Below are 24402 nucleotides of genomic sequence, written 5' to 3'. Positions count from 1 at the left end.
CTCACCTCCCAGCCTCGGACTGCCCGCCACGTGGGGGCCGGAGGGCGGATTGTGCGGCGAGGTAGTCGTCCACACCGGCATGCACAGGCTGGGGATGGGCCTGATAGCGGCAGTGGTGCGGTCGGCAGGCGGAGAAATCGCTGATGCGGGTGAGCCGTTCGATGGTCGGCCACAGCCATTGGGTGTGCCAGGCCGTCATGTCCTCGCGCGGCAGATCAACAGCATCGGGGGCACACCAGTAGGCGGCGGTGTGGGCGGCCATCAGCGCGGTGAGTTCCTCCACGACTACCTCGTGGCGGTACCAGCACCCCGGCACCCGGGAGCCGAGCTGATAGCGGCACCGCAGCCACTGCACCCACTCGATCAGTTCCGCCCACAGTTCGGCGGCCTGCGCCTGGCCGAGGTCGCGCCAGCTGTACCGGCACGGCTCCAACCGCACAGTCGCGCCGGTCATGTCCTGATCCTGTTGTGCTGGTTCATTGTTCATCGTTGGCCTCCGTCCCGAATGCCACGTGCAGCGTGTAGGGATGTGCGCCCGGCGACGATGTCGTCGAACGCGGCGATGGAGTGGGTCACCGCGGTGCGCCAAGGCGGGTGTTCCCAGACGCTGGGCAGGCGCAGCACCATGGCGGGGGCATTGCGGTAGATCAGCACTGCCTGATCGGTGGCCAGTTCCCGGATTTCGTCGGTGCGCAGAACGGTGTCGTCGTGCAGGACGTAGCTACGTGAGCCTTGGTGCAGGGTGGCTTCCCAACGACGGCGTTCTCCGATCAGCCGCGACAGTGCCGAAAGCTCTTCCACGCCCCGCAGGCCGGGCAGCACGAGCATGGCGGGCGCGGACTGGGACAGCACCTTGCCGCCCTCGGCGCCCCACCGCAGTTCGTTCTGGTCCTGGTTGTGGGCAAAGGCCCACACATTGATGCCCTTGCCGCCGGAGTCGGTCATGATCTGCGGCAGGTCCGGGATCGGCGCGACGTTGTTCATCTCGTCGAGCACCAGCCGCACTGGCGGATCGAGTCGTTTGCCCGGTGCGTGTTGGGAGGCCCGGTCGGCGACGTAGTGGACTTCGGCGGCCAGCGCCGCCACGAACGGCGCCATGCTCCGCGAGGTGCCCTTGGACACCAGATACAGGGTGTTCGCGCCCGAGAGCACGAATTCGGCCACGTCGAAGGACTTTTCGGTAGGTACGTCGACTGCCGCCAGCAGGGTCGGGGAGGCCAGCGGTTCGAGCAGTCGCGCGGCGGCGGCGAGGACGTCGTCGGCCGATTCGCTGGCCGAGGACTGGATTTGGTCGAGTTCGCTGGCCCAGTCGGGCATGGACTCGGCGAGGATGTCGACGGCGGTGTGGTTGGTGCGCGACGAAACCCACACCCGCACTTCACGAATCGACAACCCACGCAACGCGGCGGCGTGCAGGCAGCAGCGCAGCATGGTGGCGGCCTTCTGCTCGAAGTAGGCGCCGTTGCGGGTGCCTTCCAGGGGCATGGCGCGGGCCAGGGCGTCGGCGCGGCGGATGGCGGTGTCGGGGTCGGCGCAGCCGGTCAGGATGGACCAGGCGATGCTGTGCGGCCAGCCGGTGAGGTGTTCGGGGTCGAACACCGCGACCCGGCCCCGGGCTGCGCGTGAGGTGAGGGTGGCCGCGACGAGGTCGGCTTTGGTGGTGGTGGCGAGCACGAATCCGGGTGCGTCGACGACGCGCTGCCACGCTACCCGCCAGGTTTTCCCCGCGCCGGTGGGTCCGTGCACGATCACCCCGTCGCGGTGCTGCAACCACACGTGCCGACGCGGCTGATCAGCCAGCGCGCCGATGTCCACGGCCAGCGCCGTGTTCGGCCTCCGGTGTCGCCCAATGCTTCTCACCGCCACCACCGCCCGCGGAGCCGTCGTCGGCGTGAGGTGTCGGCAGCCAACCGTGGGTATTCGCGGGCGGCTTTGTCCACGGCGGCGCGATGATCGAGCCCGACGACCCGCAGATCGCTCGCGCTCGCCAGTCCATCCCGGCGACGATGGCGGACATGCTGTGCGTAGACCTCACGCGCGGTGGAGATCCCCACGCACCACGCGGTGGCGACCAGAACGATGCACAGCCAGGTCAACCATGCCGGTCCCGGTCGCGGGTCGCTGGGCCACGCACTGGCCGGATCAGCCGGGTTCATGACCAGCCGCACCAGGGTCCCCGACATGTGTTCGGCGGCAACTAGTTTCGCGCCGTGCCCGCTGATCACCCCGGACACGGTGCCGCCGCCGAAGACCGCGACCACCACGACGGCGACGCAATGACCGGCCAATCCCATCCCGGCGGGAAGCAGGGGTTCACGCTGCCCGGGTTCGGGGATACACCGCCGCGCATTCACGGCTGGCCTCCGGGGTCGCACTCGGCCCGCAGGACAGCGAGATCGCTGATCGAGGCTGCCCCGGGTTCGGGGAACCCTTCACTGGCAGCGAACCCACTGATCTGTGTCCCCGTGATCGCGGCATCGGTGTCGGTGAGCGCGACCTCTGCCGGTGTCCGGATATGAGTGACCAGGATCGGGTCCCGTGACCCGATCTTCACCAGCGCCTGTCCGCGACCGAGCCGCATCAGTGTCTCCTCGGTCCCGGCGGGCAGCCGGTACAGCCGCACGGTCTCGGCGGCGTCGTCGGCGCGTGCTTGCCCGAACAGGACCACGATCGATGCTTCGGCCATCAGCGCTCGGGCCGGGGAATCCGGTGGGGTGTCGGCTGGGTGATGGAACGCCGAGACCGTCGAGAGTCCCAGTCCGCGAGAGAGTTTCAGATTCGATCGGAAGACCTCGCCGGTGGAGCCGACGGCGACATGCCAGCCTTCTTCGACGACGAGGATGGTTTGCTCGTGTGCGGCCGATCTCGAGGCGAGTTTGTTGGCCAGCCAGGTGTTCGCGGTGGTCATCACCACCCGCAGCGCGGGCCCGTCGGTCGGCAGCGCGGACAGGTCCATATGGACCAGCGGATGTGTCTCCAGCGCGTCGCGAACGGCCGGGCTGGTCGGGGCATCGACCAGGCCCCGCAGATCCCGGTCGGCCAGGCGCAGCAGTGCCAGGCCGGGTTCGAGGCCCCATTCCAAGGCGCGCCCGCTCCAGCGGTCACCGAAGCCGTGCCCGTCCTCGAGCCGTGGGTCGAGCAGCCGGACGGCCAGTTCCCGGATCACCGGATCCCTGCCTTGCGCGCGGGCTTCGGCGTTCACCAGGCCGAGTCCGGCCCCGACCGCGGCTTTCTCCTTCTCGTCGAGTTCGCGCCCCATGGCGTCGGTGAGCACGGCCAAAACCAGGGCTTCCTGCCCGGCGGGCACGACGCCGTCGAGGCCACCGTGATGCTCTCCCCCGGCGCTGATCGCCGGGTCCAACAGATTCAGCCGGGCTCCCGCCCCGCCGGTGCGGAACCGAATGCTCTCCGCGCCCAGAGCCTGGGCCAAGGGGGTGTATTCCCCGCACCCGGCTTGCGGCTTCTTGTCCAGCACCACCACCTGCCGACCGGCGACAAGCTGGCGCAGCACGCACACGGTCTTGATCCACGAGGATTTCCCGCGCCCGATATCACCGATGACGCACACGTTGATGCCGGAGGTCTCCGCGCCGTAGGCGGCGAACGCATCGACGATCTCCAGCTCGCCGGAGAGCGTGTTCAACCCGGCGAGCACACCATCATGGCGGACCCGTCGCCGGCTCGTAGCCAGGTTCCACGCCTCGGCTTGGCGGGTGGTGCTCCACGCGCCTTCGCTGCGGGGCTCATACCAGCCGTGCCGGTCCAGCCAGCGGGACCGTCGCGGTGCCCGCCGTGGAGCAGATTCGGTGTCCGCAGTGGATGTTTGGCGTTCGGCCAGGTTGTCAGTCGGCGGTGCGGTGCGCCGGGTTCGGCGTCTGTGGTGTCGTAGCGGCACGGTGAGCACCTCCTTCTAGCGGGTGTGCGGGGTCGCGGCCAGGCCGCGCGCCAAGGGCAGGGTGGTGAACATTGCGACATCGTGATCGCCTGTGCACCAGTCGATGTCGGTGATGGCTGCTTCTCCGGCCGCTTCGGTGACGCGCAGGCAGGCACGGTCGAGGTCGTCGGGGTTGCGGCCGGTGACGGCGATCGAGGCGGTGTAGATGACGCCGTGGTGGCCCGAGCCGGGCATCAGGTCCTGGCGGCGGCGTTCGGAGGCGTCGGCGAGGACCTCGGTGGAGCCGTCGTCGAGTTTGCCCTTCTCCTGTTCTTTGGCTTTGCGGGCCTGATCGGCAGTGACGTCGCCCTTGGTGGCCGCGCGGGCGCGGTGGGCGGGCACGAAATCCATGCGCACGCTCAGGGTTCGGATCGTCGGCATCGGCGCGATGTCGTCGTCGCCCGGATCGGCGTCCACACCGGTCAGCAACGGCGACAACCACAGGGGGCCGAGTGGGACTGGTTCGATCGCACGTGGGCGGATGTGCCCGACTCGGGTCCACCAGCGTGGGTCGGTGCCGACGGCCACGCAGTCGCGGCCACCGATGTAGCTGGGCCAGCAGGTGTTCCAGGTGGCGTTGCGGTGGCGGTCGATCGCGAAACTCGGGTCCAGCAGGGCGCGGATGACCGCGCACATCCGCCGTTCCCCCAGCACGTCCACCCGCCCCATCCCTGCCATCGCCAAAAGCCTGGTGGCTCTCTCGGTTTCGTCGCGCACGACTTGGGCGATACCGCCGGCGATGGGTGCGTTCTTGCCACGGGCCAGTCGCGCGGTGTCGGCCATGAACGCCTCGGTCTGCGGGAACCTCAGCACCACGAACGTCCGATGTTCCTCCGCCAACGGCGTGAGGGTGTCGATGAGCACGCCGTAGGACTCGACCGCGGGCAGCAGGCGAGCATCGTGCAGACGCTTCACACGGGTGTGCGCCCAGCGGGTGTGGCGGGTCATGTCGTGGGGGACGCTGCGGTGCAGCAGTTGCAGGCCGCGCACGTGGGAGCTGGTGCGCGCCATCTGCGCCAGGAACGACCCGAAGGCCGCCGACATCGCCGCGTAGGCGGCGTCACCGCGCAGCCCGTCGGCGATGCCGTCAACGGCGATGGTCACCGAATAGTACGGGCGCTCACCAGGATTGGCCGTCCGGACGATGAACATATCGTCCAAACCCGTGCCGGCCACGGCCAGGGGCGCGGTGTTGCCCAGCGGTGGCGGGAACTCCCATCCGGGATCCAATGCCCGGTCCCCGTGAGCCGGGTCGTCTGGGTTGCGGTAGGCGTGTTCACCGCGGCGGTACCGGGTCCAGTTGCGCAGATCGTGTGCACGGCGCGCAGCCAGCGACGGTTTATCGCGCCACTCCATGGTCATGGCGAACACCGCCGCCAGCAGTGTGAGCGAGGTGGCGATGGTCCAGGCTTGTCCCCCGCCGAGCAGATAGATCGCCAGCGCCGCACCGATACTGAGCGCCCACGCGGTCAGGACCGGCCGTGACAAGCCCAGCCAGCTGCGGCGGGCGATCTCCCCGCCGAGGATGCAGGTCCGCATGCCGATGCTCATTCCCCGCTCCCGGATTCGGCGTCACCCGGGGCGGATTCGGCGGTGCTGCGCGCCTTGTTCAGTGCGCCCGAAGCTGCCTGTGCAGCAATCGGAGTCGCCGCCATCGCCGCCTTGCCCATACCCCGAGCGACGCTGCCCAGCCCCGAGGTGACCCGGCGCGCCCCGGCAGCGCCACGGCGCGGGCGGGTCCCGGACTCGGTGCCGAGCGCGCCGACGAACCGCGCGCCAGTCGGCGATGCCGCCGATCCACCACCCCCATCCCGAGCCCCTTGCGGACCGGACCCTCCTCCGCCATCAGCTGGGGTGGGTCGATCGCTACCCCCTGACCGGCCCGTCGCTCCGTGGCGGCCGGGTCCGCCGCGGCTGGTCCACCACATGGCGGTGCCCACGCCGCCGATGGCACCGGCCATCAACGAGCTCGATTGCCCGAACCCGGCCGCGTCCGAGCGTGACGGCAGCAGCGGCGCATACCGTAGCAGCGACCACGGGGCCAGCCCGACCACCAAGAACGCGACCACCACGAGGCAGAGCTGTCCGAGCGTGCCGAGCTTCCCGTCGCCGCCGTCGCTCACGGCGGAGTTGAGCAGGCTGGTCACGGTGCCCAGCAGCAGGAACAGCAAGGGTTTGGAGAACACGATCGCGATGAACACCAGCACCGGGCGCAGGGCCTTCTTGCGCCACTGCGGGTGGACCCACATGCCGAAACCGATCCCGGACGCCACCGCCAGCATCGGTAGAGCGACCTGATGCATGAGCAGTCCGAAGAACACCGCTAACGCTCCGGCGATCAGCAGCAGGAACAGGATCAGCCCGACCAGCACGCCTCCGGCGAGGTCGGTCGCGGTGAGTTTTCCGGTGAACAGTTGCAGGTTGGTGATCAGCTCGCCCATGTCCGGCCCCACCGTGCGGGCGATGGAATCGGAGGCGTCGTTGGCGACGGTGACCAGCAGGGTCGCGAACATCGGCGCGAACAGCATCAGCACCACTCCGGCGGGCATGTATCCGAACAGGTCGCCGCTGATGGTCTTGATCGTTTCTCCTTTGGCTGCGGCGCGCCACAACGCGAGCAGCGTCATCGCGCCCATCACGATGATCCCGATGCCGGTGCTGTAGGCGTACCAGCGCAGGAACCAGTCCGCGCTCGGGTCGAATCGGCCCACGCTGGCCAGCCCGTCGAGCACCCGGGCGGACAGTTCGACCGCGCTGTCTCTCGAGCTGTTGGCCCAGTCGTCGATCACGCTCTGCGGATCGGTCACGAACCGCACCACCCCGGCCCCTTTGTCCCACGCCCACGCGAACCCGCGGGCGACGGCCCGGCCGCCTGCGTATTGGGCTTCCAAGGCGCCGTCGGTGAACTGCTGGATGCGGTCGCTGAGGCTGGTGTTCGCGTCGATCCATTCCGCCGTGCCGGCGAACAGATTGCCGACCGTACGATTCCATGCCAGGCATCGGGTGTGATCACCGGTGGCCGGGTCGGAATTGGTGCAGTCGACGAAGTATGCGTGCGAGCAGTAGGAGAAGTGCACCGAACAGGGTTGGACCCAGGCCAGCTCGGGAACGGATCGGTCACCGAGTTCTTTGGCGATCTCGACCATCGATTGTGCGTCCGGGCGCGGTGACCACTCGAAACCCCACGAGTTCCACGCCCGGGTGCCTGCCCACCGGCGTATGTCATCCGCGCAGGTCGGCTCCGGCAGCCGATAGGAGGGGTCACCGGCGGGAAATACTCTCGGCAGCATCTCTTTCGGAGGCTCAACCCGCTTGGTCACGATGCCGCGCGCGACGCTGGCGTCACTGGAGGGCAGACCGGCACCCAGCATCAGGGCCTTCTGCTCGTCGTTCGCCGTCCAGTACATGAGCCGGTCCTCGACCAGCATGACCGCGTTCACGTACGCGCCGATATCTCCGCCGCGGTCCACGCAGGCACCGGAAAACCATGGTGCGGAACGGAATTCGTCGGTTCCGTCCACATATTGCCGCAGATCGTCGGGAAATCCTTGGGGCAGTGAGCCCGTCGCCGCAGCCGGTGGGCTGGTCGGCTCAGCGGCGGCCGGAACGGCGGTAGTCAGCAGCGCGGCCACAAGTGCCGCCACGGCAGCCAACCCGGCGATGAACTGTCGTATCACCATGCTGCTCACCGCCTTTCAGTTCACATAGAAGCTGTAGTAGCCAGATTCGAAGACTTCGTTCAGAAGCGACTGCGTGTCGGGGGCCACGGTCTGCTCCGGTGTCGGACCGAGCTGGGAGACAAGGTCTTTGGCCTTCCAATCCTCGGCCTCCCACACCAGCGACACAGTGTGCGTCGCCCAGGCCGTGATCACCGAGACCCGGTCGCCGTCATTGATCGCCGCGCGGGATACCGCGACCGTCCACACCGTCACCCGCGCCGACGACGGCGAGAATTCCGGCACGGAGACCGCCGCGGGCACCAGATTCACGACGTTGCGCTCTGGTGCGCGGTTCGCGCCGATGCCCAGGGACCGCCGAAGTCCCGGCCCGGGATCGCGCGCGACGAGCGCGTGTTCGACGGTGGCCATCCGGATGCGCCCCTGCCCAGCCTGGGTCAGGGCCTGGATCGAATTGACCGCCGCGGTCGCCGCGCCGGCACGGTCGCGGGAGTACCCGACCGGTACGCCCTCGGCGGTCGCGGTGGGGCCGTGGGCCACTCGCACCGTGTTCATCCGATCGTGGTCACCGCTAGGCCGTGGCCCGCACGATTGGGTCGCGAGCACCCATACCGCTCCGATCGACACCGTCACTAGCGCGGCGATCAGCCACCGCCGCGACGGCCTCCGCCGGGCGCGAGGCGGGTTCTGCGGGCCAGGACGGTTGCCCGTGGGCGCACTGGTGGATTCCGGTGTCAGATCAGCGAATCGATTCCTGTGCCTGTGCATCGCATCGACCTCCTCACACCCGTGTCGTCTCAGCCGCCGACGACGAACAGCACGGTGGCCACGATCGGGGACGCGAGCCCGACCAGGCCGAGGGCGACCAGCGCGTCCTGCAGCTCTTCGCTGCCTTCGGCGAGGTCGTTGGTGTAGCCGCGGGCCTTGGCACGTTTGACCTTGAAGGCGCCGACGATGACGCGCACCGCCGCACCGATGACGACCAGCGCCCACAGGAACGCCACGATCCGTTTCCACGACGCGTCCAGGGCGCCGTCGAACAGCCCGAAATCCGGTTTGATACCGCTCAGCGGGTTCGGGATCTGGGCCGACGCTGGTGCTGCCGCGCACGTGACCATAACCACGCTTGCACAAATCGCTCTAAGTAGAGCTACCAACCGGATCCGTTGTGTCGCAGGAGTTTCAGTACTCATTCCGATGTCACCTCCTTGGTGGTTGATCACGTCACTCACCAGCCTGTGTCCAGGTCGTCGGCTGCGGCGGGTTGTGCGGGGATGCGGATCTTCTGTGTGCGTTGCTGTGCGCTTTCGTGCATGGCGTAGGCCAGCAGTCGTTGATGGGTTGCCTCGTCCGTCCCAGCTGTCCATCGGGACTCGGGAACGAACCGCGATTCCATCGGAAGATGGCGTGCGACAAGGGTTTCCGCGACGGTGTCGACGACGGTCGCGGCGACCTCGGTCCATGCCCGCATCGAATGCCGTGCCAGGCGGGTCAGCACGATCCGATCACCGGAAGCGAGCGTCGGGTCGAACGGCACCCGCACGATACGAGTAATGCCCGCCGCAGCGAGAGTGTCGGCGACGTCGCGGTACTGCGGACCGGCTTCGCACAAGGCGATCACCGCCCGCGACGCCAGCTGCTCGTAGCCGTCCTCGGCGAGCCCGTCGAGCAGCCGCAAGGCCGAGACGATCACATCACGGCGCCCGATCACCGGTACCACCAGTTGGGTGGCATGCGCCACGGCCCAGCGGAAGCCGCTCGCGCGGTCGTTGGTGCCGGTGTCGATCACCACCATTTCCCGATGCCGACGCAGCACGGCCAGGATCGCCGCGCACTCTTCGCGGCCGATACACACACTGCCGCCGGGTGTCTGGTCCGAGGCCAGCACCTCATCCAGCGTCGGTTGACGTTGCAGGAACCGCGCCAGCCCCGCGGCGTCGGTATTGGCGGTGCACAGCTCACGCGCGTGCGCCAGCACGTCCCACACGGTGTGCTGCCCGGGGCAGCGCGCGGCGCGTGCGGCCAGGGTGCCGCAGGATTCGTGCGCGTCCCATGCCACCACCCGGCCCCCGCGATGGCGACCGAGCAGCGCCGACAACAGCACCGTCGCCGGGGTTTTGCCGCTGCCGCCCTTCGGGTTCGCCACGACGATCACCGAGGTGCCCGCCAATGGTTGCCGAATGCGTTCCACCGCTTGCCGATACGCCACCTCCGGGCCGCGGCGGCGTGGACGGACCCGTAACCCCAGTGCGTTGACCCGGCCGCGCCACCCCCACTGTGCCGGGTCGGTGTGCACACCCGGCGCGGGTTTGAGCAGCATCGCCAGCCGGGCCTCGCGCATGGCGGCGACGTCCTCCGCCGAGGGCGGCCTATCGAGGTCAGGGGCGTCGGTCTGCGCGACGCCGTACGGGTCGGGGCCGACACCCGCATTCCCAGTGCTGTGGTCTGGGTCGCCTTCTCCCTCGATGATTCCTGGGCCGCCGTCGTCACTGCCGATACGCAACCGTTGCCGACGAAGGTCGACCGGTTGTTCGGCGGTGTAGTCGTCGCGTTCCACGATCGCGGCGTCGACATCGAATGCGTCATCATTCATCGCCACTCACCTCCCTCGTGAGATCTGTTGTCGGCATGGCAGTTTCGGGGTCGTCCGCGTATAGGCGCTCAAGTTTGCGAACCAGGCGTTCACACGCCATCGGTGACCGCATCGAGGTCCAACAAGTGTCGCCGCCGGTGTGGCGAGCGTGGCCGGTCATGACGGCCCTACCGTGGTGCCGGCGGCCGCGTAGGTGGCAGCCAGTTCGGGGATGGCTTTGACGTAGCCGAGGGTTTCGGCGTTCTGGCATACACCGCCGGAATCGAAAGTTCCTCCGACGCCGCAGTTGTACATGCTCAGCCACAGCTCGGTCAGATCACCGCGCAAACGCCCCTCTGCCAGACCGGCTTTCGCGATCTCGGCCAGATCGCAGTCATGGGCGGCCTGCGACATCACCGCGTCGGGGATGGAGGTGACCTCGGTGCGCCCGTCACCGTCGCCGTCGATGCCATGAGCTGCCCAGGTGCCGGGCATGAATTGCGCCGGTCCCTCGGCGCCCGCCGGTGACACCGCAAAGCGGTTGAATCCCGATTCCTGACGCAGCTGTGCGGCCAGGATCGGTCCGGTGACCTCGGCGCAGGTCGTGGCGGCGCGCAGAATCCACGGCTCGTATTCCTCCGGGACAACACCTGCCTGCAGTCGCGGCCCACTCGCCACCACCTCGCGTCGATCGCAGCCAACCTCGTACCCGGCTGCTTGTGCCCAATGACGCCGATCCCGAGACGATTTCGGCCTTGCGGTCTGCACACTGTACGCCGCCAGGACGTCGCTATTCGAACTCCCGCTGCTGACCCACTCGAGAGGGTCGATCGGCTCTCCACCCTGCCGGCGACCGCCGGGAACGACCTCGAAATGCAGGTGCGGACCGCTGGACTGGCCGGCGCTGCCCACCTCGCCGATCTGCTGACCAGCCGAAATCTCGTCTCCCACAAGGACCTTGATGCCGCCGTCGACCATGTGCCCGTAGACCGTCGACACCACCTGATCGCCGATGCGGGTATCGACCACGATCCAGTTGCCGAATCCCGAGGCCGGTCCGGCCTCCACCACGGTCCCGTCGATCGCCGCCAAGATCGGGGTTCCGGCCGCGGCGGCGAAGTCGACTCCTTCGTGGAACTCCCCACCTTCGCGTAGTCCGAATCCGGACGAGATGGAGTAGGTGCCCTCCGGCACCGGCATCACCACAACCCGGGAGGTCGGTTGTCTTTGGGGACGCGGCATATTCGGCAGACACCCGGCCTGCTCGGGTGCCCGGTCGCCGGAGCCGAGGATCAGCGCCGTCATCGCGACGACAGCGACGACCGGCACGAGAACCGCCCACGGCGCGGCCATCACCGCACCCCGACAACCTGGCGGATACGGTTGCTGAACCAGTCGGTCAGCCACACCACCGCGGTCCGGCCATCGGAGTCCACGACGTAGTTGCCGTAGTCCTGATGCACACCCGAGAGCAGGAACTCCACCGCCTGCAGGCCCTCGGTCAGCAGCTGTCCCACTGCGTCCGCACCGTCCTGGCCTCCTCCGGCGGAGTCGACCAGAGTCCGCGCGGCACTGGTGATGTCGGTGCTCCCGGTGCCCGACGAGGTTGTCGATTCACCGGTCAGGGTCTGGACCGCGAGGGTGGCGAATCCCAGTGCGGTGGGGATGAATTCCAGCAGCCGGGTGCCGATGGCGAGGAGATCGCCTCCCGCGGTGAGGGTTTCGGCCAGCGCCCACACGTTCTCCTGGAGCTTCCCGACCTGCGTCGCCAGCTGTTTGACGTTCAGGTTCGCCAGCAGGTCGACCAGTATCGAGGCGACCTGCGCGGTGCCGGTCGTGTCCGGGATCATCGCGATCAGCCGGGCCACCGTGTGCAGATCGACGCCGTCGGCCAGCTCGACCAGCGGCTCGAACAGGGTGTGCACTTCCCCGATCACCCCGTGCAGGGCACGCACCTTGCCGGGGATGTCGGTCGCGGGATCGCCCAGCACGCCGATCATCCGGTTCAGCGCGTCCGCCAGGGCGGGGATGTTGACCGCGAACGAGAGTCCGTTGTCGACCACGTTGATCAACTGGTCGAACATCACCGACGGTTTGAGCACCGCCAGCCCCTGCGCGGCTTGCGCGATGATCTCCGATTCCCTCGAGGTGACCGCAGCCGTCAGCGGGGCAACCGAATCGGCGGCCTGCCCCGCGCTAGCTTGGGCCGCGCCTGCCGCGTGGGTCTCGGCCAGGCGGATTCCCACCTCGGCCAGCGAATCCAGCGCCGCGCCGATGTTCGACTCGCGCAAGCCGTCGAGAATTCCGGCGACGACTTTCTCCACCGACCCCGCTGCCTGATCCAGGCGAGCACGCGCAGACGGGTTGTCCTCAACCCAGGTACTGAGCTCGGCCAAAGGACCCAGTGTCTGGGCGACTCTGCTCGCCGCCGCGGCCAGATCGGTACCCGACGTCGTCGAACCGAGTTCGTCGAGGGCGGCCGGCAATTCGGTGATGTCGGCGGTGGACAGGTCGGTGGTCAGCGCGCTCGCGAGGTCGTCGTGTTCGGCCCCGGTTCGCGTCAACGCCTGGCCGATGCCTGCGGTGATCGGGTTCTCGGTGGCGTTGGTGGCACAATATTTGTCCCCGGTCGCGCAGATCTCGGCGGTCACCGCCGATAGCGCGCAGAACCCGCTGTCGCGGGGACCGGCGATGCCTTGTCCGTCGACCTGCGGACCGACGAGTTTGCCGCCGGCGGTGCCTTGTCGCGGATCAGCGATCAAACCGACCGCCAACACGCGATCGGCGCTGACCGGATCACCGGAGCATCCGGCCGAGGCGGCCACATCCCCCATGGCGTCGGCACCCTGGCTGTAGCCGGCCAGCACGAACTTCGTTGCCGGACAACGGCTCGCCGCCTCGCCGATCACACGTCGCGCTGCGGCCACGCCGGTATTCTTGCTGTCGCCGTAGGCCATGCCGTCGAACGCGGCCGCTGCATACGCCGGGAATCGGAACTCGAAATCGCCACCGAACCGCTCGGCGAGCGTCGTCGCGACCGGGACCAGCAGCCCCACGGCGACGGTTTCGTCGGCTCCGGAGTTCGTCTCCCAGGTCCCCGGCAGAAACACTCCCATCACGGCGGGGCACCCAGACCCTGTGGTGGTCGGTGCCGGGGCAGCGAGTCCAGGGCACGCGGTCAGTGCCAGTCCGGTTGACCACGCTGCTGTCAATGCCGCCGTCGTAAGCCAGGGCCGTGCACGGTCGCCGTGGCTTCTCCTGTACAGGTGGCTGGCCCTCATCGCCGCTGCTCCTGTGCGGCCTTGCGTGCCCGGATCCATTCCTCGACTACCGACGCTTCGAGGAGTATCGGGGCGTTCGCGGCGTCACTGCTTTTCCACGCACGCGAGTACAGGGGATGTCCTTGTGCGCGCAGATGCCTGATCCGGTCCGGTGAATGCCCGGTTCGTTCGCTGATCTGATGAATGTTCAGGACTCGGTCACGGCACGTACGGCCGCAGTGAATACACGGTTTATCTGTCACCGCGCACCTCCATTCCACCCGCCTCACATGACGAGCTGGAATGGCACAACTCAGGCGGGGCCGAATTGTTGCCATCCGCTCGTTAGCGGATGAATTCGATCACCCCGGAAATACGACGAGTCCATCACGGACGCGCTCGTAACCGCAGGGCGGGAATTGTGTGATTGGCAGAAGAGTCCGCATGCAGCTCATGTGCCGCGATCCGATTACGGCCTCATCGATGCTCGACGTTTATTCGTCGTCGAGCATCCTGAAATGTCGGACCAGGCGGCGCCTGCGCCGCTCGTGGTCGATCATTTTGTCGTAGAGCCGTTCGAATCGCTCGTTCAGCGCCTGGTCCCAAACCAGTCCCGGACGGTCGGAGCTGCGGGGACGTCGGCATCCCCTGTCGAGAATCTTCATGTCATCATCTCCCATCCGACCCGACGCGCTCCGACATTTCAAACATGCATGTCCGAAGCGCATAGGTATCGCAGGGGTACCGAACATTCCGCGAACTCCATACTCGGCCACTGGTCAGCGGTGAGAATGCTCGGTAATTCATCCGGTTCCGCACGGCGGTTGCCGGGATAGCCCCCTCGAAAGAGGTCTTACTAATACATTAGGTCGAATCCGATATCTGCGCAAGCAAATCGTGGTCTGATCTTCGCCTCGTTATGGTATGTGCGGGTATTTCATGAAAGAATTTTTCGATCAGCCGAATTGGCGGTTTCTATCGGCGATCGATGTCTTCAAACGGCATGCGGGTGCAGCCGCAGTCGGGCTCACGCCCACGGATCCTTGCCCAACTGTGCTGTGATCTCGGTGTAGTCCGCTGCGAGTTGCTCCATGCGGGTCCACATCGTTGGCGGCCATACCGATTCCTGATGCTGATCGGCGGTCGCTCGGGCGCGATCGACGTCGATGCCGGCGGCGCTGACCTGTGCCGCGCGTCTGTCGGCCAGTTCTGGATCGTTGTCTCGGTTGGCCTCGGCGGCCGCCCAATGCGCGATGAGTTCTTGTTGCTGCCACTGCGGTTCCATGTTGGAGCGATAGAGTTCGAGCTCCTCGTCGCTCATGGAATTGCGTAGGTGCGGGGCGAAGAGCTGAACCCGTGCGTCGAAGGCCGTGATGCGTTCCATGGCGACTCGCGCGGATTCCTCGTCGTCCCAGCCCGCGGGATTGTAGGACCGGGTTCGGTAGTGGTCGAGGGCCGCTTGTGCGGCTCGCAATGCTGCTCCGGCAGCGTAGGTCGGGTCCAGCGCTACCCCGTCGATGATCGTGGGGCTCACAGTGCGTGATCGGAAGTCTCTGTTGTCCATCGCGGCCTCCTCGGTCGGTCGATTAGGTTCGGATGCCGGGCTGCACCCTTGCCTTTTCGGAGTTCAATGACGATCCGATATCCGCTGGCATCGGGTGCATTTGTCAGTGACGGACGGCGGGATCGGGGGGACGATGACGACGTCGGCGAGTGCCTGCGGCTGGTCGCCAGTCACGATGCGTCTCCACTGCGATTCCAGCTGGATCCATTCGTCGGCGGGGTCGAAGCGGACCCGCGCGCTCACGTGCGCCCTGGTGCGTGTGCCCTCGAGCATCTCTTTGCAGACGGTGCCGATGGCGGCCTGGTCCTCGGGGTGTAGCAGTGGCCGGTGATGGGCCCATCCGCTGATCGGATCGTTGTCGTCTGCGACCCAGTCGTGGATGTACATTCCGCTCAGATCGATGAGCGCCAGGGCGTGGCCGGGCAGGATCGGCACGTTGCGCAGGGCACTCGAGTAGATGTCGGGTGCCGTCGGCGGTGCCGCGTCGGCGATATCGCACACGAGCGCGCGAACGCTGCGGCTGGCTGCGGTGCCGGATGCTCGTGCCGCGAGGTGCAGCTTGTGCACGCAGCCGTCGCTGAACGTTCGCGTGGCAGCGCCGAACCATTGATCGGCCGGGTTGTCGATGCTGAGCAGCGATAGGAACCCGGAGCGATCTTCGAGCCAGTCGAAGCACGCCAGCATTTCCGGCAGCATGAGCCGCTCCAGGGGCTGGTCGTCGAAGAGCAGCGAGCGGCCCGCCGACGACGCCGCGACCACGACAGCGGCGTCCCATTCCACGATGCCGACCGCCGGAGCCGGCGGCGGTTGCTCATCGATGCCACCGGCCCACAGACTCACCGCTCGGATGTGTCCGTACGGACCGGCAACAGGGTCGGCGACAACCACGATCGGCGCCCCACATCCCAGCGTGATGCGGTCGGTCTCGACTTGTCGGCTCACGACGCAGCGGTCGATGAGCGGTTGCAGCCGCGCCACGATCGCGATCGTCGGCGCGATCGTGATCCGCGCCAGATTGGCGAACCCACGCGTGTACCGGCCATCGACCACCACAGTCGCGGTGGGAGATTCACCCAGCATCTCCGCGACGACCCAATGCTTGGGCGCATGTGCTCCACGCGGGTGTGTGCATCCCGAGGCGTGGCCGGGCATATCCGCAGGCGAAGCCCGCCGCGAACCATCTGGGCCGCCGCGGTGCCACCGTGCGGCAGCGCTTTTGGGGGTGGTGTGAGGACTGTGCGAATGCTCCATCGCCCGGCTCCTTCCGGCTATTCGTCTCCGAATTCAGCCCGACCGGATCCTCGGTGGTTGCGTGCTGGAGCAAACAGCAGTCTGGGCGGCGTATCCCTGGCATTGGATGGCGGTCGGAATCCGATCAGGCAAGACATGCCCGCACCCGGCGGGCCTGTAGTGATCGGGATGTAGTTGGCGACGCCACCAGGGGGAATGCCGCCCAGCGCAAGATCAATTACAGCACCACCCGATTGTGTCGTCAATCACTGCTGCAACTACCATGTGCGCAGGTAGATCCGATTTCACCGTGCTTGCTCGCCACAAACTGAGGGTTTCGAGCTATGACTAATGCGTCGTTGTTGCCCCTTGATCGGCTGCCACATGCCCCGGGCCGCCTTCCGGTTCTGGGAGATCTGGCGTCGGTGGATCGCCACCATCCCACCCAGCACGAGGTGCTCTTGTCGCGCAGTCTCGGGCCGATCTTCCAGCGCAAGCTGCTGCAAAGCCGGGTGATCGTGGTGGCCGGTGCCCACCTGGCCGCGCAAGCCTGCGACGAAACGTACTGGGCGCGGTGCCTGGCGGGGCCGGGAGAGACATTGCGGGGGTTCGTGCCCGCCGGGCTGTTCACCGCCCGCAGCCGTGATCCGTTGTGGGGCATGGCACATCGCATCCTCAGCCCCGGCTTCACCCAGGCGTCGATGCGCACCTACCACGAGGCCATGCTCACCGTGGCCGACGACCTCACCAACGCCTGGGCCGTCGCGCCCGGTGGGCGCATCGATGTGCACGCCGACATGACCGCCGCCACCCTCGAAGTGATCGCCCGCGCGGGTTTCGGGCGGCCCTTCGGGCTGCTGGGTCACGCCGGCGACGTGCCCGACTCACGCTGGTTCGTCGAGGCGCTGGCGCGAATCCTGCGTTGGGCCAGCGACCAAACCAACGACCTGCCGATCCTCGGCGCCCTCCGCACCCGGGTGCAGGCCCCGCGCATGCGTCGCGATGTCGCGACCGCGCGGGCATTCGTCGACGAGATCATCGCCCAACGTCGTGCCTCCGGTCGCCGCGATACCGGCGATCTGCTCGGCCTGATGCTCGAAACCGAGGACCCCGAGACCGGTGAACGCCTGCCCGACAGCAACATTCGAGATCAGACGCTCACGTTTCTCGTCGCCGGCCACGAAACCACCGCCGCCCTGCTCGAGGCCGCCCTGCACTACATCGCCGCCGACCCGGCTCTACAGGATCGGCTTCGCGCCGAGGTCACCGCCCGTGGTGGATGGGACTACGACGCAGTCACCGGAATGCGCGCAATTCGCAACGTACTCAACGAAACTCTTCGCCTGCATCCGCCCGTGCCGGGGCTCTTCCGGGTCGCCCGCCAGGATCGCCCCCTCGGTGGATACCTCATTCCCCAGGGCAGGGCCGTGTTCCTGCTGTCGTTGGCCGCGCAGAGCGACCCGCAAGTGTGGGGCTCCGACGCCGACCGATTCGATCCCGACCGATTCCAGGCCGCGCGATTGCGTGAATTCCCTGACCGCTGGTGGCACCCGTTCGGTACCGGCCCGCGCTCCTGCATCGGCATGGCCTTTGCCATGCACGAAGCAACCCTGCTGGTGGGCCGCATCGTCTCCAGCTACCAACTCGAGCTGCCCGTCAGCCTGAACTCCGACCACTCTGCCCCGACACTGCGCATGCACGAGCGCGGAAGCCTGCGCCCTGAGCCCTACCAGCTTCTCGCCAGCCCGATCGCACACCCGATCCACGAAAGGACCCGTCCTTGACCTGGTTGTTCGTCGAAGCCTTGGCCATGGCACCGCAACCGATGACCATCATCAACAAAGACGGTGCCCCCAAGGAATGGACCAGCCTCCGCTCGTTGCAGCGACACGAGCGAGTCGACCTCGACGAAGTACTCGAACAGATACGCCACAGCGCCAGCGGTGAAACCACCGACCGCGTGGTCCCCGCGCGCGACGGCGGAGAACGATTCGTGCGCATCGTGCCGGTCCTCGGCCCAGAGAGCGACGTCTACGGCATGCACGTATGGATCGGCGACCTCGACGATGAACTCACACCGCACCGGCCAGCCGCTGGCATGTGCTTCCACCTCGACACTCTGCAAGCTCAACTCACCGAAGAGTCCTGGGCCATGTCCAGCCTGCCTGGCGACACCGACTTCCACAGCACCACCCTCTCGCCCGCGGAGATGTTCCGCCGAGTCGTGCGCTACGACGCCATCGACGAGCTGGTGGCCTTGGGCATCAACCCCGATCCCAACGCCACCCACGACGCGTTGTTCACCGTCCTCCACAACGCCGGCTACCTCATGCTGTGGCAGGCCGCCGCCCGCGGACGAAAAGACCAGCGGCACAACGGCATGCGCGGACTGAACCTCGACATCAGCGACCACGGCCAGCCACCGATCAGTCCCCTCGAAGCACTCGGACTCGCCGCCGAGCGACCCGCCGACGGACCTGCCGCCGCGCTGCTCGCCTCCACTCCTTCCGTCGACCGTCCTGTCCTCACCGAATGGATCGGCCACCAAGTCCCCACCTGGATCGACTGGGAACGCGAAAACGGCGACACCATGCTGTTCCACCCCGACGACTGGGACAGCATCCGCGCGACCTTCCAAACCCTCGGACCCGACCAGGAATGCGTCACCGCCTGCCGAATTCGCGCATTCACCGACTCCGGATGGCAACGGGTCGAAATGCACTCCCGCCGCTATCCCGGCGAGGTCGGCCAGAATCTACACGTCATCCGAATCAGCAAGATCGACTGATACTGCTGTCGTTGCCGACATCGTCGCGGGTATCACTGCCTACGACGATCTCGAAAACCAGCACATCACAATGACTTTGGACTGGCTCGGTTCGACCGACGGCATCTTCCGACGCGCCAAACCCGCGACCCCCTCACCACATCTGGTGTCCTACGTTGTGCTGATCGACCCCGATGAGCGCGGGGTCCATCTCGGCCTGCACCGCAGGGCGGGGCTGCACCTGCCGCTGGGTGGACACGTCGAGCCCGGAGAGCATCCGCTCACCACCGCCAGCCGGGAAGCCGCTGAGGAACTCGGTCTCGATCCAATCTTCGATGTGGTGGACGAGCAACCGTTGTTCCTTTCCCGCACGACCACCGTCGGCCAGACCGCAGGTCATGTGGATTTTTCGCTGTGGGTGCGACGCGAAGTCGCTGCCTGAGTAGTGAAGTTGATGATGAAAGGAGTCAGCTTTTCGACCTGTGACCGATGGTCGATCCCCAGCCTCGGGTGCGTCGGTGGTAACGCCGGGGTGCTGAGCCGAGGTGGTCAAGCTCAAGGGCGTGGTGGGCCATCACCGTGCCACAAGCGAAGGGGAAGTGCGATCGGGCGAATCACCGTGAACCCTCGTCGGTACGGACCGTTAAAACGACGCCGCATCCATGGCATGCAGTCGGCGGTGGTAACTCCTGGTGCTGAAAAGCACGACGCGACCGGGTCGCTCCATAAGGGCTCGGAAAGGTCACCGCGGGAGTCGGTTCAAAGAGGGCGTCGCCCTACCCGCACGTATCTAACGGCAGCGGAACGCGGAAACCCCGTAGTGGTCCGGTAGGTCGGCCGGTAGCCCGACGGCAACGGGGGCGAATTCCACTGCGGGAACAGGATGATCCAAGAAGCGAACGCCGTCAGGGCGAAAGCCCAGGGGAAACGCCAGGGACACAGGGACTTTCACCTGCTGGCCATAACCCGGCGGATACCGGCCTGATGGCCGGACCCGAAAGGGTGCTGACGTGGATCGGGTGGACCATGGAGACACCGATGGGTGAGGACTTGCACCGAGGCACAAGTTGGACTGACGGAACACCAGGACGGCGAAAGCCGCTGGTTTCCCGATGAACGGACCCGAGGGCGACGCCGACCTGTGGCACAGCATCGACTGGCGACAGGAAGAGGCGCACGTAAAGCGATTGCGCCAGAGGATCTTCAGGGCAGCACGAAATGGTGATCACAAGCAGGTGCGCAACCTGCAAAAGCTGATGCTGCGCTCCCGCGCGAACGTCGTGACGAGCGTTCGACGGGTCACCCAGCTCAGCACCGGCAAGAAGACGGCGGGCATCGACGGGACGGTCGCGCTCCAAAACCGAAGAACGTGGACGGCTGGTCCGGCATATCTTAGCCGAACCGACCGTCGATGCGATGCCCGTCAAACGCGTGTACATCCCGAAGGCCAACGGGAAACAGCGCCCGCTCGGAATCCCGGTCATCCGTGACCGCATCGACCAGGCCCGGGTGAAAAACGCTCTGGAGCCGGAATGGGAGGCGCGGTTCGAGGCCCGCAGTTACGGATTCCGGCCGGGCCGAGGTTGCCACGACGCGATCGAGGCGATCTTCAAGGTGGCCAGTTCGAAGAAGGCGCGGCGGCTCTGGGTCCTGGATGCGGATCTGTCTGCGGCCTTCGATCGCATCAGCCACGACCACCTCCTCGGTTCGATCGGCCTGTTCCCGGGCCGGCGCAGGATCAAGGGGTGGCTGCGGGCGGGTGTGATGGAGCAGGGCAGGTTCGCGGACACGGTCGAGGGCACGCCGCAAGGCGGGGTCGTCAGTCCGTTGCTGCTCAACATCGCCCTGCACGGGATGGCAGAGCACATCGACGCTGCGCGGACCGCCAGCGGCACGCGCGGAAAGAATGTGCCTGCGGCGCTTATTCGGTACGCCGATGATTTCGTCGTGTTCTGCGAGACGGAATCGGACGCATGGGATCGCAAAGCCGCTCTGGCCGAATGGCTTTCCCCGCGAGGGCTGACCTTCAACGAGGACAAGACGCGCGTCGTCCACCTCACCAATGGGTTTGACTTCCTGGGGTTCAACATTCGGCGTTTCGGTGACAAGTTGATCATCAAGCCGAACAAGGATGCAGTACGGCGAGCCAAGAAACGGATTCGGGACACGATCCGAAAACATCAGGGCGACACCGCTGATCAGGTGGTGAACGCCTTAAATCCGTTCCTGCGTGGCTGGGCCACCTACTATCGGCACGCCGTATCGTCGAAGATCTTCAACAAGATCGACCGATTCACTTATCGAGCCCTGAAACGCTGGGGCGTGTATCGCCACCGGAACAAGGGCTGGGGGTGGATTTTGAGCCGCTACTGGGGCAAGTTCCATTCAGGCCGCGAGGATCGGCATGTGTTCGGCCGCTCCGGCAAGCACATGACCAAGCTCGCCTGGACGCCGATCGTGCGGCATATCGCCGTCAAAGGTGACGCCTCGCGCGACGATCCGGAACTCGAGCAGTACTGGCGGCGACGCGCCCGCAAACGGATGCCGAGTGTGGAATCGAAACTGATTCTGTCCCTGGCAGCCCGGCAGCAGGGCCTGTGTCCCAGGTGCGGACAAGACCTCATCGAAGGCGCGGGATTCGAACCCGACAGCGTCTACGAATGGGCACGATGGTTCATGGCCAAAAGCCGGGGAATCCACGTGCACCACGTCGTCTACCGCAGCAAAGGAGGAACGAATGACCTTGCCAACCTGGAAGTCATACACGCGGTCTGCCACCGGCAACTTCATGCCGGAGACCGGAAGGCGATCACCACATCGAGTGGCCAGAGGTCTGCTTGAGCTGGGTGCGTCGGAAGGCGCACGCCCAGTTCTGAGGGGGCCGGGACGCAGCAATGCGCCCCGGCTACCCGACTACGTGATCCGTGGTCAACGTACGCGCCACTACCAGCTCGATCCCGCCGAGTTCGACGGCGGGCGCTGGTGGGACCTGGACCCCCACGGTCTTCCCGCGACCGACCCGCACCTGGCGCGATTCATCCGCAAACTCGATGCCGTCCTGATGCCGCAGACACCGTGACCAAGGGCGTGCTGGTGGTGATCCGCGGCAACTCCGGCTCCGGCAAGTCCACCGTCGCCCGCGCCGTGCAGCAGCGGTTCCCGCGCGCCCGTTGCCTTGTCGTGCCGCAGGATACGGTGCGCCGTCACATGCTGCGCGAGCGCGATATTCCGGCAGCGGTGAACATCGATCTCATCGAGCACGTCGCCACCTTCGGACTGTCACAGGGCTTGATCGTGATCGTCGAAGGCATCGTCGAAGGCATCCTCGACGCCGACCGCTACGGCCGCATGCTCGAACGACTCACCGAGTCCGTGGCGGATGCGTTGCACTACTGCTTCGACCTTTCCTTCGAAGAGACCCTTCGTCGGCATGCCAGGCCGAGCTCAATCTCGGGAGTTCACGGCCGAGCAGGTGGCGCAGTGGTATCACGGGTGGCAGCCACTGTCGTTCGTCGCCGAAATCCGCATCGATGCCAGCTGGTGTTTGGAGGACGTCGTCGGCCGGATCGATTGCGACATCCGCCGCGTGTGGACGCGCGCCTGCCCCTCGACGGCTCCGGAGTGACCCAGGGCGGCTCGATCCTTGGCATCAATGTGTTCGCGGATCTCCTCTCCTGACCAGAGCTTGGAGTTCCTTATGCGGCAGGGCGATCAGGCTGCGAGTGGATGTGGCTCCCCAGTCATCGCAGCAAGTGCTTCAGCAACCTCTTCCAGACTTGCCCTGATGTAGGTGACGGTCTGTCCGGTACGCCCATCTGGATTGGAATGCCCAGCATATGCGCGGGCAACCGCATACCCGAAGTTCCGTTCCACCCAGGTGAGGGTCGTGTGGCGCAGCCAATGCGCGCTTATCTGTTGGCGTGCAACCCATTCCAGTTCTCGGCCGATACGATTCCACAGGGAGTCGTAATGACGGCGGGTGATCGGTGCGCCATTCCGTCGGCGCAGCAGTGGCGCTGCCTTGTCTGCGGCGCCCCGGTGTCGTTCTGCCACATGCTTGATCAGAGCCTCCATCAATGTCGGAGTCACCGGTTGCCACCGGACCGTTTCGCCCTTCTCTCGGAGAAGTACGAGGCATTGCTCGGGGTCGAGGTCCATCGGCCGTAACGCCAGTGCGCCGCATCGCCGGCACGCTGTTTCGATGTGCAGTCGCAGGATCAACGAGTCCAGCTCGGGATCGTTGCCGGTGGTCGCCGCGACTCGAACGATTTCGGAGAGTTGGCGGTTGGAGATCGCTCGCCTTGTGCTGGCGAGGCGGCGCGGTTTTGCAACTCGCCGCGCGGGGTTGCAGTCGGGTTGGATGTATCCGTCCTCTTCGGCATGACGATAGACACACCGAGCCGCGGCAATGAGATTCTCTGCGGCACTGCGACCGCCGCGAGAGTTGCGGCGAACGATCGCCCTGTGCCTGGTCTTCTCCGCGAGCTGCCTCAGTTCTGAGGCTGTCGGCTCGTTCAGAGGGCGCGCGCCCCACTCCTCGACGAGGCGATCCAGATAGGTGCCGTACACACGAAGGGTGCTCCTGGCTATTGATGTGGCAATGATCGGTACGTATTCGCCGAATGTCGGCACCGACCGAGGGCCCAAGGTTTCGAGCAACTGCTCGGGCGTGAGCCCTAGTCGCCGTAGCAGCACCCGAGCCGCTTCGATCTCAGGCGTCGCCATCAGCCAGCCTCAGTGCCTCGGGATGGTAAGTTAACAGGGCAAAGTCGACCACGGCGATGGGGTAGATGATTGCCAGATCCTGATCCGGGCACACAGCGAGAAGGAGTCGTTCGCCGACTTCGATTCGACACTGGTGACGAACAATAGATGGCAAGCGTAGATGCCCCTTCGGGCCGATCCGCTCCACTCCACTGGGGTCGCGGTAGACGAGAACGCTGTGGTCATTGTGCCGGAGCGAAATTGTCTGACCAGGAACCCAACCCACCAATTTGAACAGCGCACGATCACCGAGCTGGCCATGGCAACATATAGTGGTCAGACTATAGAGATACCTTTTGGTCTCACACCCCGCGTTCCACCCTAGGGAAGGAAGCGGGAGATGCTCCCGACCACACGCGTTTCCCCTATCTTCAAAATGCCGACCACTATTCGCCGACGCCATACTCGCTGGATTCATTGCACACCTCCCGCCACGCTTGAGTCAGCTGGCCGACACACCTTCGCCATGCACGGGTCAATCCTCCGCGTTGATCTAATAATGTTGAATTCTCGACCAGATCTCTCCAACTCGCCTGCAGCTACTTCTAAGACGAAGGTAATTCCATAATTCTCCGCGTGCAATCTCCGGAATCTACAGATGCCCGCAGATGACATAAGTTGACTGGACTTGACA

At 66.2% G+C, this 24402-nt stretch carries 22 protein-coding genes; 7 read left to right on the top strand and 15 right to left on the bottom strand.

Translation table 11 applies throughout. The features are described 5' to 3' along the window. Position 1: 1 nt before the first annotated feature. The 14 genes from NBRGI_RS09100 to NBRGI_RS09035 all read right to left on the bottom strand — a co-directional run bounded on the left by NBRGI_RS09100 (position 2) and on the right by NBRGI_RS09035 (position 16159). Complete coding sequence (locus NBRGI_RS09100; RefSeq protein ID WP_148310416.1) at positions 2–487, bottom strand: hypothetical protein; 486 nt, start codon at positions 485–487, stop codon at positions 2–4. Next, positions 484–1860, bottom strand: a complete 1377-nt coding sequence (locus tag NBRGI_RS09095) for a type IV secretory system conjugative DNA transfer family protein (RefSeq protein ID WP_158439834.1) — start codon at positions 1858–1860, stop codon at positions 484–486. The genes NBRGI_RS09100 and NBRGI_RS09095 overlap by 4 nt, the downstream gene beginning before the upstream one ends. Then, entirely contained in the window at positions 1857–2354 is a 498-nt protein-coding gene (locus NBRGI_RS09090; RefSeq protein WP_148310414.1) for a hypothetical protein, read from the bottom strand. Before NBRGI_RS09090 ends, NBRGI_RS09095 begins: the two co-directional genes overlap by 4 nt. Then, entirely contained in the window at positions 2351–3643 is a 1293-nt protein-coding gene (locus NBRGI_RS09085; RefSeq protein WP_148310413.1) for an ATP/GTP-binding protein, read from the bottom strand. Before NBRGI_RS09085 ends, NBRGI_RS09090 begins: the two co-directional genes overlap by 4 nt. Positions 3644–3910: 267 nt before the next feature. Then, positions 3911–5485, bottom strand: a complete 1575-nt coding sequence (locus NBRGI_RS09080; protein ID WP_029894458.1) for an SCO6880 family protein — start codon at positions 5483–5485, stop codon at positions 3911–3913. After that, complete coding sequence (locus NBRGI_RS09075; protein WP_051727602.1) at positions 5482–7614, bottom strand: hypothetical protein; 2133 nt, start codon at positions 7612–7614, stop codon at positions 5482–5484. The genes NBRGI_RS09080 and NBRGI_RS09075 overlap by 4 nt, the downstream gene beginning before the upstream one ends. 15 nt (positions 7615–7629) lie before the next feature. Then, a complete protein-coding gene (locus tag NBRGI_RS09070) occupies positions 7630–8166 on the bottom strand; it encodes a hypothetical protein (RefSeq protein ID WP_148310412.1) in 537 nt (178 codons plus the stop codon). Between the two features lie 242 nt (positions 8167–8408). After that, the gene (locus NBRGI_RS09065) at positions 8409–8735 is read right to left on the bottom strand and encodes a hypothetical protein (RefSeq protein ID WP_148310411.1); all 327 of its coding nucleotides are present in this window, start codon (positions 8733–8735) and stop codon (positions 8409–8411) included. Positions 8736–8839: 104 nt separating this feature from the next. Further along, complete coding sequence (locus tag NBRGI_RS09060; protein WP_051727600.1) at positions 8840–10204, bottom strand: MinD/ParA family ATP-binding protein; 1365 nt, start codon at positions 10202–10204, stop codon at positions 8840–8842. Positions 10205–10360: 156 nt separating this feature from the next. Beyond that, complete coding sequence (locus NBRGI_RS09055; protein WP_051727599.1) at positions 10361–11536, bottom strand: M23 family metallopeptidase; 1176 nt, start codon at positions 11534–11536, stop codon at positions 10361–10363. Next, positions 11536–13299 (bottom strand): cutinase family protein, encoded by a 1764-nt coding sequence (locus tag NBRGI_RS09050; RefSeq protein ID WP_036558093.1) that lies wholly within the window; start codon positions 13297–13299, stop codon positions 11536–11538. Before NBRGI_RS09050 ends, NBRGI_RS09055 begins: the two co-directional genes overlap by 1 nt. A 638-nt stretch (positions 13300–13937) precedes the next feature. Further along, positions 13938–14108, bottom strand: a complete 171-nt coding sequence (locus NBRGI_RS49015; protein ID WP_158453171.1) for a hypothetical protein — start codon at positions 14106–14108, stop codon at positions 13938–13940. 362 nt (positions 14109–14470) lie between these two features. Continuing rightward, positions 14471–15007: a hypothetical protein gene (locus NBRGI_RS09040; RefSeq protein WP_029894443.1), complete on the bottom strand. Its 537-nt coding sequence runs from the start codon at positions 15005–15007 to the stop codon at positions 14471–14473. Between the two features lie 63 nt (positions 15008–15070). Next, positions 15071–16159, bottom strand: a complete 1089-nt coding sequence (locus tag NBRGI_RS09035) for a GAF domain-containing protein (RefSeq protein WP_195125707.1) — start codon at positions 16157–16159, stop codon at positions 15071–15073. Between the two features lie 422 nt (positions 16160–16581). Between NBRGI_RS09035 and NBRGI_RS09030 the strand changes: the two genes are divergently transcribed. From NBRGI_RS09030 to NBRGI_RS47330, 7 genes are all read left to right on the top strand, one after another. After that, the gene (locus NBRGI_RS09030) at positions 16582–18021 is read left to right on the top strand and encodes a cytochrome P450 (protein ID WP_051727598.1); all 1440 of its coding nucleotides are present in this window, start codon (positions 16582–16584) and stop codon (positions 18019–18021) included. Continuing rightward, the gene (locus NBRGI_RS09025; RefSeq protein ID WP_029894437.1) at positions 18018–19025 is read left to right on the top strand and encodes a GAF domain-containing protein; all 1008 of its coding nucleotides are present in this window, start codon (positions 18018–18020) and stop codon (positions 19023–19025) included. Before NBRGI_RS09030 ends, NBRGI_RS09025 begins: the two co-directional genes overlap by 4 nt. Before the next feature lie 70 nt (positions 19026–19095). Then, positions 19096–19446 carry an NUDIX domain-containing protein gene (locus NBRGI_RS09020; protein ID WP_051727597.1) on the top strand — a complete coding sequence of 117 codons (351 nt, stop codon included), beginning with the start codon at positions 19096–19098 and terminating at the stop codon, positions 19444–19446. A gap of 670 nt (positions 19447–20116) precedes the next feature. Continuing rightward, positions 20117–20494, top strand: coding sequence for a reverse transcriptase N-terminal domain-containing protein (locus NBRGI_RS49010; RefSeq protein WP_235210894.1), 378 nt, complete (start codon positions 20117–20119; stop codon positions 20492–20494). Continuing rightward, positions 20421–21845 carry a group II intron reverse transcriptase/maturase gene (gene ltrA, locus NBRGI_RS43585; protein ID WP_235210893.1) on the top strand — a complete coding sequence of 475 codons (1425 nt, stop codon included), beginning with the start codon at positions 20421–20423 and terminating at the stop codon, positions 21843–21845. Before NBRGI_RS49010 ends, ltrA begins: the two co-directional genes overlap by 74 nt. Before the next feature lie 76 nt (positions 21846–21921). After that, the gene (locus NBRGI_RS48085; protein ID WP_158439830.1) at positions 21922–22083 is read left to right on the top strand and encodes a hypothetical protein; all 162 of its coding nucleotides are present in this window, start codon (positions 21922–21924) and stop codon (positions 22081–22083) included. Continuing rightward, on the top strand, positions 22080–22682 hold the full coding sequence (locus NBRGI_RS47330; protein WP_063726247.1) for an AAA family ATPase: 603 nt from the start codon (positions 22080–22082) through the stop codon (positions 22680–22682). The genes NBRGI_RS48085 and NBRGI_RS47330 overlap by 4 nt, the downstream gene beginning before the upstream one ends. Positions 22683–22715: 33 nt before the next feature. Here the strand turns inward: NBRGI_RS47330 and NBRGI_RS46260 are convergent, their stop codons facing one another. After that, positions 22716–23729: a tyrosine-type recombinase/integrase gene (locus NBRGI_RS46260; RefSeq protein WP_081872551.1), complete on the bottom strand. Its 1014-nt coding sequence runs from the start codon at positions 23727–23729 to the stop codon at positions 22716–22718. Positions 23730–24402 lie beyond the last annotated feature (673 nt).

It is taken from the genome of Nocardia brasiliensis IFM 10847 (genome assembly GCF_000710915.1).
GTDB lineage: Bacteria > Actinomycetota > Actinomycetes > Mycobacteriales > Mycobacteriaceae > Nocardia > Nocardia brasiliensis_A.
Note: the sequence above shows the minus strand (reverse complement) of the source record. Positions and strands in the feature narration are given on the sequence as shown.